Source organism: Pseudomonas purpurea (assembly GCF_039908635.1).
GTDB classification, from domain to species: domain Bacteria; phylum Pseudomonadota; class Gammaproteobacteria; order Pseudomonadales; family Pseudomonadaceae; genus Aquipseudomonas; species Aquipseudomonas purpurea.
The window spans coordinates 4,884,514-4,899,543 of the sequence record NZ_CP150918.1 but is presented as its reverse complement, the minus strand read 5'-3'; the positions used below and the strand labels follow the sequence as shown (position 1 = coordinate 4,899,543).

Genomic DNA, 15,030 nt, shown 5'->3' with positions numbered 1-15,030 from the left:
GGAAAACACCTCAAAGGAAACCCTGTTATGCGCCTGAGTACCAGCGCTATTGCGCTCTGTGTCGGACTTTTGGTCAATCATGGGGCCGCAGCGGCCGAGTTGCCGCAACGTTGGGTCAGCGCCGGTGGTGCCTTGTCGGAATGGGTGAGTGCGTTGGGTGGCGAGTCGAAACTGGTCGGCGTCGACACCACCAGTCAGCATCCTGAATCCCTCAAGGCATTGCCGAGTATCGGTTATCAGCGGCAATTGTCGGCGGAGGGCATTCTGAGTTTGCGTCCGCAGATTCTGATTGGCACTGAAGAAATGGGCCCGCCGCCCGTGCTGTCGCAGATTCGCAGTGCGGGCGTGCAGGTTGAACTGTTCTCGGCGCAGGCGGATTTGCCGACCCTGCAAGGCAATTTGCAGCACTTGGGCAAGCTGCTGGGCAGTGAGGCGCAGGCCGTGCAATTGTTCCAGCACTATCAGCAGCAGCTTGAACAACAAAAAAGTTGGGTCAGTCAGGCGCAGGCCCACCAGAAAGCGCCGGGCGTGCTGCTGTTGCTCGGTCATGCGGGCGGCAAACCGCTGATCGCCGGTAAAGACACTGCGGCAGACTGGCTGCTGCAACAGGCGGGTGGCAAGAATCTGGCGACCCACACGGGGTACAAGCCGTTTTCCGTCGAGTCGCTGGCCGGGTTGAGTCCCGAAGTACTGGTGTTTGCCGACCGGGCGCTGACCGGTGACGCGGCGCGCACCGCGTTGTTCAAGGAAAACCCGATTCTGTCCTCGACCCCGGCAGCCAAGGCTGGCCGGGTGTTCGAACTGGACCCGACGCTGCTGGTTGGTGGCTTGGGGCCGCGCTTGCCGCAGAGCCTGGTGAAGCTGTCTGCCGGTTTCTATCCGGCTGAACCGGCCCAGGCAAACACTGCCCCATGACGACTCTGGTTAAACCGCGTTCGCTGTTCATTGGTTTGAGCCTGCTGTGTGTGCTGGCGATCTGGCTGTCGTTGGCGCTCGGGCCGGTCAGCTTGCCGTTGATCGATACGTTACGCGCCGCGTTGCGCATGCTTGGGCTGCCCATCCCCGCCGAGGGGCTGGAGCAGGCCGAGCTGATTCTTGGACAGATCCGCTTGCCGCGTACCTTGCTCGGTCTGGCGGTGGGCGGGGTGTTGGCGTTGTCCGGCGTGGCGATGCAGGGTTTGTTTCGCAACCCGCTGGCCGACCCTGGGCTGGTGGGGGTTTCCAGTGGCGCGGCGCTGGGCGCGGCGATCGCGATTGTCGGTGGTTCGATGTTCGGCGGTTTGCCGGAGGCCATCGGCCCGTACCTGTTGTCGATTTGTGCGTTTCTCGGCGGGCTGGGGGTGACGGCGCTGGTGTACCGACTCGGCCGGCGTAACGGCCAGACCAACGTGGCAACCATGTTGCTGGCCGGTATCGCGCTGACGGCGCTGGCCAGTTCGGCGGTCGGGTTGTTCACCTACCTGGCGGATGATGCAACGCTGCGCACATTGACGTTCTGGAACCTGGGCAGCCTCAATGGCGCCAGTTATGCGCGCCTGTGGCCCTTGCTGCTGGTGAGCGCGGCAGTGGCGCTGTGGTTGCCGCGTCGGGCCAAAGCCTTGAATGCACTGTTACTCGGTGAGTCCGAGGCCAGTCATTTGGGGATCGATGTCGAGGGCCTCAAGCGTGAACTGGTGTTTTGCACCGCGCTGGGGGTTGGCGCTGCCGTTGCGGCCGCCGGGATGATTGGTTTCGTGGGATTGGTGGTGCCGCACCTGGTGCGGCTGCTGGCCGGGCCCGATCATCGTGTCTTGTTGCCCGCTTCGGTATTGGCGGGTGCCAGCCTGCTGCTGTTTGCCGATCTGGTGGCGCGCCTGGCGTTGGCCCCGGCCGAGTTGCCGATTGGCATCGTCACGGCGTTCATCGGCGCGCCGTTCTTTCTGTACTTGCTGTTACGAGGTCGCGCCTGATGCTGCGAGCGGAAAACCTGCAGATCTGCCGTGGCAAGAAAGTCGTGCTGGCGGACATCGATCTCGAACTCAAACCGGGGGAAGTCCTTGGTGTCCTGGGACCCAACGGTGCCGGGAAAAGTACGTTGCTGGGTGCTTTGTGCGGCGAGTTGCGTCCCGACCACGGCCGGGTCTGGCTCGATCAGCGTGAACTCGGCCAGTGGGGCGGCGCGCAACGGGCGCAACGCCTGGCGGTACTGCCACAGACCTCGACCCTGGATTTTGCCTTCCGCGTTGACGAGGTGGTCGGCATGGGTCGCTTGCCCCATCAGACCGGGCGGGTGCGCGACGACGAGATTGTCGCCGCCGCCCTGCACGCCGCCGACGCCGGGCATTTGAGCGGGCGCAGTTACCTGGCGCTGTCCGGTGGCGAGCGTCAGCGGGTTCATCTGGCGCGGGTGCTGGCGCAGCTCTGGCCGGGAGAGGCGGGGCAGACTCTGCTGCTCGACGAACCGACTTCGATGCTCGATCCGCTGCATCAGCACACCACGTTGCAAGCGATTCGCGAGTTTGCCGATCACGGCGCCGCTGTGCTGGTGATCCTGCATGATCTGAACCTGGCGGCGCGTTACTGTGACCGCATCCTGCTACTGGAAGGTGGCCGCCCTCACGCGGTGGGCACGCCGCTGCAAGTGCTGCGCCCTGAACCGCTGAAAGCCGTGTTCGGCCTGGACGTGCTGGTGCAGCCGCACCCGGAGCGCGGGCATCCGCTGATCATTGCCCGTTGAGGTGAGCCTCGGTAACTTGCCTCGCACAGCACTATTGCGCGCCAATGCGTCAGTAAGCGGCTTCGGTCCGACGGTGGGATCACTTTTCAACAGGCAAAAAAAGACCCGGCAAGAGCCGGGTCAAATAACCGTGATTAGCCTGATGAGGAGATAATCTGAGAGTCCGAACCAATGGTCTTTCAGAAAATCGGCTGATCTCGCGACCAGTTGTGATAATCATAACGATTCTCATTTCTAAGTCAACTGCAGTTTCCAGGATTTATTTGACTTCATTGAAACGCTCGTTTGGAAGCCCTGTAAACATTGAGCTTCAAGGCGTTTGAAGGCGTGAGTTCAGGGCGTTGATTTGCTTGTTCAGCAGGTCGATACGACGCGCCATGCTTTCGATCAGGCTGTGGGCAATTTTCGGATTGCTCTGGGTGAGGCTCAAAAATTGCTCCTTGGGGATCAGCATCACCGTGCTCGTTTCACTGGCAATCACGCTGGCGCTGCGTTTTTCGCCGGTAAACACCGCCATCGCACCAAAGATCTCATCCTTGGGCACATCGCCTACTTTGTGACCGTCGACAAAGGCTTCGGCGTGACCTTGCAGAATCACGAAAACATGGTCGGCATCGTCGCCCTGGTTGATCAGTACCTCGCCAGCGGGCACCTGCCTGAAGCCGTTACTGCTGCGAAACTCCGGCTGCTTGAGGCGCGTCACTGCGTCGGACAGCAAAGCGGTCTGGCCAATCAGGTACTGCACGAACAGCTCCGAGCGCTGTGAGTCGGCATAGAAGTGCTGGAACACGTCGGCCCGCTTGTAGGGGATCAAGCGCAGCGGCTCATCGCTGCTCAACTGACAGCGCGGCAGCTCAATGCCTTGGCGCAGTCCCACCAGGTCACCTTCATGCAGATAAAACAGCGCACGTTCGTCGACCCGGCCATGCAATTGGCCACTCTCCAGCAGAAACAGTTGATTGCCTGGCAGGAACGCGATGAGGTCGTCGGTGGATTCAAGTTCCAGGGCTTCGCCACAGGGGGGCAACCCTTCCAGCAATTGCGTCGGAATGCTTTGCAGGTGATTGATCAGTGCGTCGGCGTAGGCCGGTTGCTCCCCGAGTAAATACATGTCGATTACTGCCCGCTCAAATTTTGTGGCGTGACGAGATGGCTTCCAGTTGCTTGTTGAGTGCGTCCTTGCGTTCGGCCGGGATGTCGTTCCAGTGCACGTCCATCAACGCGCCTTCAATTGCATACAACAACACCTTCGACGCGCGAAACCCACGAGTCCGCACGGCGCGATACGCATCCACCGCTCCCAGTCTGCGCAAGTCCGAGGCACTGTGGATGCCCACGGCATGCAGCCATTGTGCCGATGTCTTGCCGAGGTTTTTCAGGTGTTGCAGTTCATCATTCATCAAGCCTCCTTGCGACGGCCGAATGGTGCGTGGGCGAGCCTCCAAGGAGTGTAGCGGTCAGTAGGAAAAGCGTGATTGTTTGGTCAGTTTCGATGCAAAAGCTTCTAAGCGGTCAGGCCATGGCTTATGGGAAAGGGCCACAAGGGCAGCAGGAAGGTGAACGTCTCGCACAGTCCGGAGCAAAGCGGGGGCGCCGGACTTCAGGTAACAGAAAACGTGTTACCGGGTGCGATAACGCAGGCGCGTACCGAAATTCATCGACATCAGAATCTCGTCGGCCGACAACTCTGGCGGGAAGTAAGCCCCGGAGATTTGTGCGTGTGCCAGGCTTGCGCCTTCCAGCGAAGAGTTGCGGAAATCGATACCGCGCAAGTCGGCGGAGCGGAAATAGGCGTCAGTGAAATCAACTTCGTCGGCATTCAGTTCGCGCAGGTCGAGGCCGCGGAAATCACCGCCTGCCATGTCGACAGGGCCGTGCTTGGGCCGTTCGCGGTTGAAACCGGTAATGTCATCTTTGTGCAGCAAAGCGTACAGCGGGGTGTCGAGCAGTTTTGGATGGCTCATGGAACGTCACCTGTTGGTTTTATGACGCCAGTATAGTGCCACTATTTCAAAGCCGTGAAGCCAGATGGGGCTTCACGGCTGAAATACTTTCTTACAGGCCTGGCAGGCGTTGACGAATTTGCGCGACAACGGTGTCCAGGGTCCCGCTTTCATTGGTCTGCACGCGCTTGCTGCACAGAATCTCGGCAGGCGTCAGTGCTTCGCGATGAGTTTGTTGAGCCGCGATGATGGACAGGTTCGCGTCGGACGGATCGTTCTCGTCGGTCTGACGTTGCTTCAGCCAGCTCTCGATCACGGCTTGTGGTGCGTTGCAGTCAAGAATCAGGAACGGTGCGCCGGTAGCTTCGGCGATCCTGGCCGCGCCATCGCGCTGGTCGCGCTTCAGGTAAGTGGCATCAATGACCACCGGGAAACCGGCCCGCAGGATCACGTCGGCGATCTGATGCAGACGGGTGTAGGTGGCAACACTGGCGTCGGCGCTGTAAATGCCGGCTTCAGGGGTGTTCGGCACTTGTTGTTCGCCGAACATGCGCTTGCGTTCGATGTCCGAACGCAGGCGAATCGCGCCCAGGGCTTCAACCAGACGCATGGCTACGCGGCTTTTGCCGACGGCCGAAACGCCGTGGGTGATGGCCAGGAAGCGTGAAGGAATGGTGCTGTAGCTTTCGGCCAGGTTGGCGTAGTTGCGGTACTGGCGCAGGGTGGTGGCGCGTTGCACCGGGTCGGCCTCGGCCGGCATGCTGAACAGGCTCACCTTGGCGCGCACCAGGGCGCGGTAGGCTTTATAGAAGTTCAGCAGTTCCAGGCCCTGGTAGTCGCCGGTCAGCTCCAGGTACTGGCTGATGAAACGCCGTGCCAGGCTCTTGAGGCCGCGGTCTTCCAGGTCCATCGCCAGGAACCCGGTGTCGGCGTACACGTCGGTGAAGCGGAACGGTTCGTTGAACTCGATGCAGTCGAAAATCACCACCTTGTCATCGATCAGCGTGGCGTTACCCAGGTGGATGTCGCCGTGGCATTCACGGATGAAACCGTCGGCCTTGCGCTGGGCAAACAGCGGCTTGAGGCGTTCGAAGCTGCTTTCAGCCCAGGCTTGCAGGGCTTCGAGTTGCAGCAGGTCTGCCTTGTCGGTGAGGAACGGCAGGATCTGCTCGAAGTTCTGACGCACCGGCGCCATGACGCTGTCCGGTGTACCCGCTTCGTGAGCGGCCGGGACTTTGGGTGCGCTGAGGTGGAACTGCGCGATCTGGCGGGCCATCTCGTCGATGTGCGCGGTGGTCAGTTCGCCATTGGCTTGCAGGGTGCTGAGCAGTTGGCTCTGCGGGAACTGGCGCATCTTCAGTGCGTATTCGATCACCGGGCCGGTACCGCCCAGTTGTGGCGCCTCGGCGCTGCCGGTGATCGGCAGTACTTCGAGGTACAAGTCCTGGGTCAGGCGCTGGTTCAGGCGCAATTCTTCACCGCAAAAATGCTCGCGCGCTTCAAGGCCGGTAAAGTCGAGGAAGCCGAAGTTCACTGGCTTCTTCACTTTATAAGCGTAGGGGCCGGTGAGCAGCACCCAGGAAATGTGCGTTTCGATGACCTGGAACCCTTCTACCGGATGCGGGTAGAGGGCCGGGTTTTGCAGGGCGGCGATCAGTGACTGGCTCACAGGCGATCCTTCAGAGACTGGGAAAATTCAAGGGCCGTATTATGGCTGCAAGCGGGGCTAACGCAAACCTCGCGGGGCTCATGTTGATCGCGAATAAAGTGCGTATAATCCGCCGCCATGACTCGTACCCGATCCCCCCGTTCCGCTAAAAAACGTCCCTCTGGTGGCCTGCGCCCCTGGTTAGGCTGGGCCTTGAAGCTCAGCTTGGTCGGCCTCGTGGTTATCGCCGGCTTCGCGGTTTACCTCGATGCCGTGGTCCAGGAGAAGTTCTCCGGCAAGCGCTGGACCATTCCGGCCAAGGTGTATGCACGCCCGCTGGAGCTGTTTACCGGCCAGAAACTGAGCAAAGAGGACTTCCTCACCGAACTCGACGCCTTGGGCTACCGGCGCGAAGCCGTGAGTAACGGCCCCGGTGCTGCGGCGGTCAACGGCAATACCGTCGACTTGAACACTCGCGGCTTCCAGTTCTATGAAGGCATGGAAAAGCCCCAGCCCGTGCGGGTTCGGTTCTCCGGCGACTACGTGGCCGAACTCTCGGCGACCAACGGTTCGAAGCTTTCTGTGGTGCGGCTTGAGCCGCTGATGATCGGCGGAATTTACCCGAAAAACCTTGAAGATCGCATCCTGATCAAAATCGATCAGGTCCCGCCATACCTGCTCGACACCCTCGTTGCTGTGGAAGATCGGGATTATTACAGCCACTGGGGCGTGTCTCCCAAGTCGATTGCCCGAGCTATTTGGGTGAACACGTCTGGCGGCAAGATGACCCAGGGCGGCAGTACGCTGACGCAACAATTGGTCAAGAATTTCTACCTGACCAGCGAACGCAGCCTGACCCGTAAACTCACCGAAGCCATGATGGCGATGCTGCTTGAGCTGCATTACAACAAGCAGGACATCCTTGAGGCTTACCTCAACGAAGTGTTCGTCGGTCAGGATGGTCAACGTGCGGTGCACGGCTTCGGCCTGGCCAGCCAGTTCTTCTTCGGCCAGCCATTGTCAGAACTGAAACTGCATCAAGTCGCGTTGCTGGTGGGTATGGTCAAGGGGCCGTCCTATTACAATCCGCGTCGCAACCCGGAGCGGGCGCTTGAGCGACGCAACCTGGTGCTCGATGTGCTTGAGCAACAAGGTGTTGCGACTGCCGAACAAGTTGCTGCAGCGAAGGCCATGCCGCTGGGCGTGACAACTCGCGGCAAACTGGCCGACAGCTCGTTCCCGGGCTTTATTGATCTGGTTAAACGTCAGTTGCGCCAGGACTACCGCGACGAAGACTTGACCGAGGAAGGTCTGCGGATCTTCACCAGTTTCGACCCGATTTTGCAGATGAAAGCCGAGGCCTCGGTCAACGACACCTTCAAGCGCCTTGCCGGGCGTAAAGGTTCTGAAGACGTTGAAGCGGCCATGGTCGTGACCAATCCGGAAACCGGTGAAGTCCAGGCAATGATTGGCAGCCGTCAGGCCAGTTTTGCCGGGTTCAACCGGGCGCTGGATGCGGTGCGTCCGATCGGTTCGTTGATCAAGCCGGCGGTGTACCTGACCGCGCTGGAAAAACCGAGCCAGTACACCCTGACCAGTTGGCTCTCCGATGATTCGTTCTCGGTGAAGGGCGCTGACGGTCAGGTCTGGAAACCCCAGAACTATGACCGCCGCTCCCACGGCACGGTCTTCCTGTATCAAGGGTTGGCGCATTCCTACAACCTGTCGACCGCACGCCTGGGTCTGGAAGTCGGCGTGCCGAACGTCCTGAAAACCCTTGCACGGCTGGGCGTCAGCCGCGAGTTTCCGGCGTTCCCGTCAATGCTGTTGGGGGCGGGCGGTTTGAGCCCGATGGAAGTGGCGACCATGTACCAGACCCTGGCCAACGGTGGTTTCAACACGCCGATGCGCGGGATCCGCAGCGTGCTGACGGCCGAAGGCGAGCCGCTCAAGCGCTATCCTTTCCAGATCCAGCAGCGTTTCGACCCGGGTTCGATCTACCTGATCCAGAGCGCCATGCAACGTGTGATGCGCGAAGGCACCGGCAGCTCGGTGTACAACGTGCTGCCAAGAACGCTGGCGCTGGCGGGCAAGACCGGTACCAGTAACGATTCGCGTGACAGCTGGTTCGCAGGTTTCAGCCAGGACCTGTTGGCAGTGGTCTGGCTCGGTCGCGATGACAACGGCAAAACACCGTTCACCGGTGCGACGGGCGCGTTGCAGGTCTGGACCAGTTTCATGCGCAAGGCCGACCCGCTGCCGCTGGACATGCCGCAGCCGGATAACATTGTTCAGGCCTGGATCGATTCACGCACCGGGCAAGGTTCCGACGCCAACTGCCCAGGCGCGGTGCAGATGCCGTATATTCGCGGCAGCGAACCGCCTCCCGGCGCCGCGTGCGGTGGCGAAAGCCCTGTCACCAGCGAGTCGGTGATGGATTGGGTCAAGGGCTGGACGAATTAAGCAAAGAGGGTTTCAAGTGAACAAGTGGTTGATTCCAGCGGTTTCCGTTCTGGCTTTGCTCAGCGGTTGCTCCAGTGTGCAACGGGGCTCTATCCCGGTCGTCGACTCCGGCACCGCGGTGTCCAACAGCGAGCGGGTATCCAGCAACGGCGGCTTCCGTCAGACCACCGTCAAGCGTCCGGCGCAGGCCAAGACCCAGGCCATCCCGCAAGGTGATACCGGCGTGGTGGTGATGATTCCGGGCGGTGGCGCAGCGACGTCGGCACCGATCAGCAGCCAGCCGTTTACCCCTGGCCCAAGCAGTTCGGGTCCGATCACACCAGGTCCGATCGACACCTCGCCGATCCAGTCGGCGCCGATCAATCAGGGCAACTACAGCATGCCGTCGACGCCGAGCGGGATTCCTTCTGCCAGCGCGGGTGGCCTGTCTGCCGACGAACAGTTGGACGGCCCGGTCCTCGCACTGCTGACCACCGCGCAGCAGCAACAGGCCGGTGGCGACCTGAACGGCGCGTCGTCCAGCCTGGAGCGCGCCCAGCGCGTGGCGCCACGTGAGCCGCAAGTGCTCTATCGTCTGGCTCAGGTGCGCATGGCCCAAGGGGATGCAGCGCAAGCGGAACAGTTTGCTCGTCGCGGTCTGACATTCGCCAACGGTCGTCCGGATCTTCAGGCCAGCCTGTGGGGCTTGATCGCTCAGGCGCGTGAGAAACAGGGTGATGCGGCAGGCGCGGCACTGGCCCGTCAAAAGGCCAAGGTTTCGCTGTGATGGATACCCGTTTCCCAAAGATTGCCGAGCAGTTGCTGCTGATCGAGCGTGAGCTGCGGATTCAGGGCTGGTGGGATGAAGTCGCTCCGAGTGCTGAAGCGCTGTCCAGTGTCGAGCCGTTTTCGGTCGACACCCTGGACTTCGAACAGTGGCTGCAATGGATCTTCCTGCCCCGCATGAAGCTCATCCTTGAGAATGACCTGCCACTGCCCAGCGCCTCGGGCATTCAGGAAATGGCCGAGATGGTCTTTGCTGCCCGCAATGTTCAGGGCAAGGACCGGCAGTTGCAGGTCCTGCTCAAAGAGTTCGATCAACTGATCGTCGCCTCCCGCTGACCCCTGTAGTTGATTACTGGCAGTTCTCGGCAATCTGCTTCTGTGCTTCGGTGATGCGCTCCTGACGAGTCTGTTCGGTCAGGCGGCGCATTTCACCGTCGACCTCTTCCCTTAGTCGCGGGTTGTTCTGGAGTTGAGCAAGGTTCGTTCGAGCCTGTTCACAGAACACCTTGAGCTGCGCTTGCTGCTCGGCGACCTGCGTTCTCACTGTCTTATCGATGGCCTGTTGATCGCCAACAACGTTGCTGTGCGTCGGCGCGCTCGGCTTGCCGACGGGCGGGGCGGGCGTCACCACGGTGGTCGCTGGTTGTCCTTGTGGTGGTTGTGCATCGAAATGGGTCACGCCCTGACCATCGACCCACTTATAGACCTGGCCGGCCATGCACCACGGACTCAGTCCAATCAACAGGCTGGCCGTCAAGAAGTACATTCGCATGCTGCTTTCCTTGTCGTGAGTTGCGCAATTGAAGCTAACACACTGGCGGATTAAAGGTTTTTTCTTGCGTTCTCATGCGCTTAGTTCGAATTAGTCACATTGACGGCTTGACTTGGAGAGGGCGAAACAGAAGAATCCAAAGTCCGCTGTAGAGGGACTGCCAGAAGCAGACCCACTCAGCAGATCATGAGGCGCACACCCGCGCCGACCTGTTACACCCGCAACGCGTTACCTCGCGCTGGGTGGGAAAAGCCCGCAACACTTGGGACGATCCCAATACTTGCTCAGTCAGTGCTGACGTAGTCGGCGACCACCGTCGCTCATGCTCTGCTGAGAAGTAAACCTATTAAGACCCGTCCCCTTTTTTGTGGGCGGTATTCTGGCGTTTTAGAGGTGAGCAACGTGGAGCTTTTATCTGGCGGTGAGATGCTCGTCCGCTTTTTGCGTGACGAAGGCGTCAAATATATCTACGGGTACCCCGGTGGTGCTCTTCTTCATGTCTACGATGCCCTGTTCAAAGAACCGGAAGTGACCCATATCCTGGTTCGCCACGAGCAGGCTGCGACCCATATGGCTGATGGCTATGCCCGTGCCACCGGCAAGGCCGGCGTGGTATTGGTGACCTCAGGCCCGGGCGCAACCAACGCCATTACCGGTATTGCCACGGCCTACATGGACTCCATTCCGATGGTGATCATTTCCGGCCAGGTGCCTAGCACCATGGTAGGCACCGATGCGTTCCAGGAAACCGACATGATCGGTATCTCCCGGCCAATCGTGAAGCACAGCTTCATGATCAAGCACGCGTCGGAAATCCCGGAAGTCATGAAAAAGGCGTTCTACCTGGCGCAATCCGGTCGTCCTGGTCCGGTCGTTGTCGATATCCCGAAAGACATGACCAACCCGGCCGAGAAGTTCGAATACGTCTTCCCGAAAAAAGCCAAGCTGCGCTCCTACAGCCCGGCCCTTCGCGGTCACTCCGGACAAATCCGCAAGGCAGCCGAAATGCTCCTGGCGGCCAAGCGTCCGGTGATGTACGCAGGCGGCGGCGTGATCCTGGGTGGTGGCTCCGCGCCGCTGACCGAACTGGCAAAAATGCTCAACCTGCCGGTTACCAACACTTTGATGGGGCTGGGCGCCTTCCCGGGCACCGACCGCCAGTTCATCGGCATGCTCGGCATGCACGGCAGCTACACCGCCAACCTGGCCATGCACCATGCCGACGTGATTCTTGCCGTCGGTGCGCGTTTCGATGATCGCGTGATCAATGGCCCGGCCAAATTCTGTCCGAATGCCAAGATCATCCATATCGACATCGACCCGGCATCGATCTCCAAGACCATCAAGGCGGACGTACCCATCGTCGGCCCGGTCGAGAGCGTCCTGACCGAAATGGTCGCGATCCTCAAGGAAATCGGCGAGACCCCGAACAAGGAGTCCGTTGCCAGTTGGTGGAAGCAAGTGGACGAGTGGCGCGGTGATCGCGGCCTGTTCCCTTATGACAAGGGCGACGGCAGCGTCATCAAGCCGCAGACCGTGATCGAAACCCTGTGCGAAGTGACCAAGGGCGACGCCTTTGTGACCTCCGACGTGGGCCAGCACCAAATGTTCGCGGCGCAGTACTACACGTTCAACAAGCCGAACCGCTGGATCAACTCCGGTGGCCTGGGCACCATGGGCTTCGGTTTTCCGGCGGCCATGGGCGTCAAGCTGAGCTTTCCGGATGCCGATGTCGCCTGCGTAACGGGCGAGGGCAGTATCCAGATGAACATCCAGGAACTGTCCACCTGCCTGCAGTACGGTTTGCCGGTCAAGATCGTCATCCTGAACAACGGTGTGCTGGGCATGGTTCGTCAGTGGCAAGACATGAGTTACGGCAGCCGTCACTCGCACTCCTACATGGAGTCGCTGCCTGACTTCGTCAAGTTGGCCGAGGCCTATGGTCACGTCGGCGTGCGCATCACCGACTCGAAAGATTTGAAGTCGAAGATGGAAGAGGCGTTCGCCATGAAGGATCGCCTGGTGGTGATTGATATTTCGGTCGACACCAGCGAGCACGTCTACCCGATGCAGATCAAAGACGGCTCCATGCGCGATATGTGGCTCAGCAAGACGGAGCGTACTTAATCATGCGGCACATTATTTCCTTGCTTCTGGAAAACGAACCGGGCGCTTTGTCTCGTGTAGTGGGGTTGTTCTCGCAGCGTAACTACAACATCGAAAGCCTGACCGTGGCGCCAACCGAAGACCCGACCCTGTCGCGTCTGACGCTGACCACCGTGGGGCACGATGAAATCATCGAGCAGATCACCAAGAACCTGAACAAGCTGATCGAAGTGGTCAAACTGGTCGACCTGTCGGAAAGCGCTCACATCGAGCGCGAACTGATGCTGGTCAAGATCAAGGCCACCGGCGCCCAGCGCGCCGAGATCAAACGCACGACCGATATTTACCGTGGGCAGATCGTCGATGTCAGCGCCAGCGTGTATACCGTTCAACTGACCGGTACCAGCGACAAGCTCGACAGCTTCATTCAGTCCATCGGCACTGCCTCGATTCTTGAAACCGTGCGCAGTGGTGTCACCGGGATTGCCCGTGGCGACAAAGTACTCAGCATCTAAACCAAATTGGCTAATGGCCTGAACGGCCTGGATATATAGGGGAATTTCATGAAAGTTTTCTACGATAAAGACTGCGACCTGTCGATCATCCAGGGCAAGAAAGTTGCCATCATCGGTTACGGTTCCCAGGGTCACGCCCAAGCGTGCAACCTGAAAGACTCCGGCGTTGACGTTACCGTTGGCCTGCGTAAAGGCTCGGCCACTGTTGCCAAGGCTGAAGCCCATGGCCTGAAAGTGACTGACGTGGCTTCCGCTGTTGCGGCTGCCGACCTGGTCATGATCCTGACCCCGGACGAGTTCCAGTCTTCCCTGTACAAGAACGAAATCGAGCCGAACATCAAGAAAGGCGCCACCCTGGCCTTCTCCCACGGTTTCGCGATCCACTACAACCAGGTTGTGCCACGCGCCGACCTCGACGTGATCATGATCGCGCCGAAGGCTCCGGGCCACACCGTGCGTTCCGAGTTCGTGAAGGGCGGCGGTATTCCTGACCTGATCGCGATCTATCAGGATGCTTCGGGCAACGCCAAAAACGTAGCACTGTCCTACGCAGCGGGTGTTGGTGGCGGTCGTACCGGCATCATCGAAACCACCTTCAAAGACGAGACCGAAACCGACCTGTTCGGCGAGCAAGCCGTTCTGTGCGGCGGTACCGTTGAACTGGTGAAAGCCGGTTTCGAAACCCTGGTTGAAGCGGGCTACGCGCCAGAAATGGCCTACTTCGAATGCCTGCACGAACTGAAGCTGATCGTTGACCTCATGTACGAAGGCGGTATCGCCAACATGAACTACTCGATCTCCAACAACGCCGAGTACGGCGAATACGTGACCGGCCCGGAAGTGATCAACGCCGAATCCCGTCAGGCCATGCGCAACGCCCTGAAACGTATTCAGGACGGCGAATACGCCAAGATGTTCATCAGCGAAGGCGCTACCGGCTACCCTTCGATGACCGCCAAGCGTCGTAACAACGCCGCTCACGGTATCGAAGTCATCGGGGAGAAACTGCGCTCCATGATGCCGTGGATCGGTGCCAACAAGATCGTCGACAAAGCCAAGAACTAAGTCGCGAGCTTTTACGAAAAACGCGGCCTAGGCCGCGTTTTTTCGTTTGCGGGGTCGGTTCTGGTATAAAGCTGCATCGTTTGTGGCCGAACCGTCGCCACAGGCACCTGTCGAAACTTTCCACCCCGTTGCAAGGTAATGTCCATGAGCGAACGTCCCGAAGAGCCAAACAAGGCCTCTGACGCCGAAAGCCTGCTACCCATCGATGAGCATGTCGAAGAAGGGCATGACGCTGAAGGCCGTAAAGTCCGGCATCGTGGTATCTATCTTCTGCCGAATCTGTTCACCACTGCGAACCTGTTCGCAGGGTTTTATTCCATCATCAACTCCATGAGTGCACAGAGCGCCCTGAGTGCAGGTGATGCGGCCAGCGCGAGCAAGTATTTTGCCTTTGCGGCAATCGCCATTTTCGTGGCCATGGTGCTTGACGGCCTCGATGGTCGAGTGGCCCGCATGACCAACACCCAAAGTGCATTTGGTGCCGAGTACGACTCGCTGTCGGACATGGTTGCCTTCGGTGTTGCGCCGGCGCTTCTGGCCTTCGGCTGGGCGCTGGGCGATATGGGCAAGGTGGGCTGGATGGTGGCCTTCATCTATGTGGCGGGCGCGGCATTGCGTCTGGCGCGCTTCAACACCCAGGTCGGAACGGCAGACAAACGTTACTTCATCGGTCTCGCCAGCCCGGCCGCTGCCGGTGTAGTGGCGGGCATTGTCTGGGCGTTCAGCGATTATGGTATTCAGGGCTCCAAGATGTCTTTCCTGGTTGCGCTGATGGTTGCCGCTGCCGGCATGCTGATGGTCAGTAATATCAAGTACAACAGCTTCAAGGAGCTGGACCTTAAAGGTCGTGTGCCTTTTGTGGCGATTCTGGCAGTGGTCCTGGTGTTTGCCGTGGTGTTCAGTGATCCGCCGCGCATCCTGTTGCTGGTTTTTCTCGCTTATGCAGCTTCTGGCCCGGTGCAATACTTGTTGCGTCTTCGTCGGCACAAAAACGCCGAGTGATGTAATTTCCCACATACTCCGCAGTCTATTGGTGC

General features: G+C 59.7%; 15 protein-coding genes. 10 read left to right on the top strand and 5 right to left on the bottom strand.

Annotated features, from left to right (window positions below; genetic code table 11):
• Positions 1–27 precede the first annotated feature (27 nt).
• From AABM54_RS21955 to AABM54_RS21945, 3 genes are read left to right on the top strand one after another with little or no spacing between them, the layout of a single operon-like run.
• A complete protein-coding gene (locus AABM54_RS21955) occupies positions 28–915 on the top strand; it encodes an ABC transporter substrate-binding protein (protein WP_347902054.1) in 888 nt (295 codons plus the stop codon).
• A gap of 50 nt (positions 916–965) precedes the next feature.
• On the top strand, positions 966–1,949 hold the full coding sequence (locus tag AABM54_RS21950; protein WP_347906281.1) for an iron ABC transporter permease: 984 nt from the start codon (positions 966–968) through the stop codon (positions 1,947–1,949).
• Positions 1,949–2,716, top strand: coding sequence for a heme ABC transporter ATP-binding protein (locus AABM54_RS21945; RefSeq protein WP_347902053.1), 768 nt, complete (start codon positions 1,949–1,951; stop codon positions 2,714–2,716). Before AABM54_RS21950 ends, AABM54_RS21945 begins: the two co-directional genes overlap by 1 nt.
• A gap of 310 nt (positions 2,717–3,026) precedes the next feature.
• Here AABM54_RS21945 and AABM54_RS21940 read toward each other — a convergent pair whose 3' ends face one another.
• The 4 genes from AABM54_RS21940 to AABM54_RS21925 all read right to left on the bottom strand — a co-directional run bounded on the left by AABM54_RS21940 (position 3,027) and on the right by AABM54_RS21925 (position 6,328).
• A complete protein-coding gene (locus AABM54_RS21940; protein ID WP_347902052.1) occupies positions 3,027–3,827 on the bottom strand; it encodes a cyclic nucleotide-binding domain-containing protein in 801 nt (266 codons plus the stop codon).
• A 16-nt stretch (positions 3,828–3,843) separates the two neighbouring features.
• Positions 3,844–4,116 carry a TfoX/Sxy family protein gene (locus AABM54_RS21935; protein ID WP_347902051.1) on the bottom strand — a complete coding sequence of 91 codons (273 nt, stop codon included), beginning with the start codon at positions 4,114–4,116 and terminating at the stop codon, positions 3,844–3,846.
• A gap of 219 nt (positions 4,117–4,335) precedes the next feature.
• Positions 4,336–4,680: a pentapeptide repeat-containing protein gene (locus tag AABM54_RS21930; RefSeq protein ID WP_347902050.1), complete on the bottom strand. Its 345-nt coding sequence runs from the start codon at positions 4,678–4,680 to the stop codon at positions 4,336–4,338.
• A 91-nt stretch (positions 4,681–4,771) separates the two neighbouring features.
• Entirely contained in the window at positions 4,772–6,328 is a 1,557-nt protein-coding gene (locus AABM54_RS21925) for a bifunctional aminoglycoside phosphotransferase/ATP-binding protein (protein ID WP_347902049.1), read from the bottom strand.
• 117 nt (positions 6,329–6,445) lie between these two features.
• Between AABM54_RS21925 and mrcB the strand changes: the two genes are divergently transcribed.
• Genes mrcB through AABM54_RS21910 form a run of 3 tightly spaced genes read left to right on the top strand, consistent with a single transcriptional unit; the run spans position 6,446 to position 9,871 of the window.
• Positions 6,446–8,770: a penicillin-binding protein 1B gene (gene mrcB / locus AABM54_RS21920; protein WP_347902048.1), complete on the top strand. Its 2,325-nt coding sequence runs from the start codon at positions 6,446–6,448 to the stop codon at positions 8,768–8,770.
• Between the two features lie 16 nt (positions 8,771–8,786).
• Entirely contained in the window at positions 8,787–9,536 is a 750-nt protein-coding gene (locus AABM54_RS21915; RefSeq protein WP_347902047.1) for a tetratricopeptide repeat protein, read from the top strand.
• Positions 9,536–9,871, top strand: a complete 336-nt coding sequence (locus AABM54_RS21910) for a YqcC family protein (RefSeq protein ID WP_347902046.1) — start codon at positions 9,536–9,538, stop codon at positions 9,869–9,871. Before AABM54_RS21915 ends, AABM54_RS21910 begins: the two co-directional genes overlap by 1 nt.
• A 13-nt stretch (positions 9,872–9,884) precedes the next feature.
• On the opposite strand, the gene AABM54_RS21905 is transcribed toward AABM54_RS21910, so the two are convergent.
• Positions 9,885–10,307, bottom strand: a complete 423-nt coding sequence (locus AABM54_RS21905) for a DUF4124 domain-containing protein (protein ID WP_347902045.1) — start codon at positions 10,305–10,307, stop codon at positions 9,885–9,887.
• A gap of 402 nt (positions 10,308–10,709) precedes the next feature.
• Between AABM54_RS21905 and AABM54_RS21900 the strand changes: the two genes are divergently transcribed.
• From AABM54_RS21900 to pssA, 4 genes are all read left to right on the top strand, one after another.
• Entirely contained in the window at positions 10,710–12,434 is a 1,725-nt protein-coding gene (locus AABM54_RS21900; protein ID WP_347902044.1) for an acetolactate synthase 3 large subunit, read from the top strand.
• A gap of 2 nt (positions 12,435–12,436) precedes the next feature.
• On the top strand, positions 12,437–12,928 hold the full coding sequence (ilvN, locus tag AABM54_RS21895) for an acetolactate synthase small subunit (RefSeq protein ID WP_103894818.1): 492 nt from the start codon (positions 12,437–12,439) through the stop codon (positions 12,926–12,928).
• 48 nt (positions 12,929–12,976) lie between these two features.
• On the top strand, positions 12,977–13,993 hold the full coding sequence (gene ilvC, locus AABM54_RS21890) for a ketol-acid reductoisomerase (protein WP_347902043.1): 1,017 nt from the start codon (positions 12,977–12,979) through the stop codon (positions 13,991–13,993).
• A gap of 144 nt (positions 13,994–14,137) precedes the next feature.
• Complete coding sequence (pssA, locus tag AABM54_RS21885) at positions 14,138–14,995, top strand: CDP-diacylglycerol--serine O-phosphatidyltransferase (protein ID WP_347902042.1); 858 nt, start codon at positions 14,138–14,140, stop codon at positions 14,993–14,995.
• Positions 14,996–15,030 lie beyond the last annotated feature (35 nt).

Bases quoted from the DNA above. Each gene is read 5' to 3' on its own strand.
- AABM54_RS21955 (WP_347902054.1), top strand. From the start codon at position 28: ATGCGCCTGAGTACCAGCGCTATTGCGCTCTGTGTCGGACTTTTGGTC.
- AABM54_RS21945 (WP_347902053.1), top strand. From the start codon at position 1,949: ATGCTGCGAGCGGAAAACCTGCAGATCTGCCGTGGCAAGAAAGTCGTG.
- AABM54_RS21940 (WP_347902052.1), bottom strand. From the start codon at position 3,827: ATGTATTTACTCGGGGAGCAACCGGCCTACGCCGACGCACTGATCAAT.
- AABM54_RS21935 (WP_347902051.1), bottom strand. From the start codon at position 4,116: ATGAATGATGAACTGCAACACCTGAAAAACCTCGGCAAGACATCGGCA.
- AABM54_RS21930 (WP_347902050.1), bottom strand. From the start codon at position 4,680: ATGAGCCATCCAAAACTGCTCGACACCCCGCTGTACGCTTTGCTGCAC.
- mrcB (WP_347902048.1), top strand. From the start codon at position 6,446: ATGACTCGTACCCGATCCCCCCGTTCCGCTAAAAAACGTCCCTCTGGT.
- AABM54_RS21910 (WP_347902046.1), top strand. From the start codon at position 9,536: ATGGATACCCGTTTCCCAAAGATTGCCGAGCAGTTGCTGCTGATCGAG.
- AABM54_RS21905 (WP_347902045.1), bottom strand. From the start codon at position 10,307: ATGCGAATGTACTTCTTGACGGCCAGCCTGTTGATTGGACTGAGTCCG.
- ilvN (WP_103894818.1), top strand. From the start codon at position 12,437: ATGCGGCACATTATTTCCTTGCTTCTGGAAAACGAACCGGGCGCTTTG.
- ilvC (WP_347902043.1), top strand. From the start codon at position 12,977: ATGAAAGTTTTCTACGATAAAGACTGCGACCTGTCGATCATCCAGGGC.
- pssA (WP_347902042.1), top strand. From the start codon at position 14,138: ATGAGCGAACGTCCCGAAGAGCCAAACAAGGCCTCTGACGCCGAAAGC.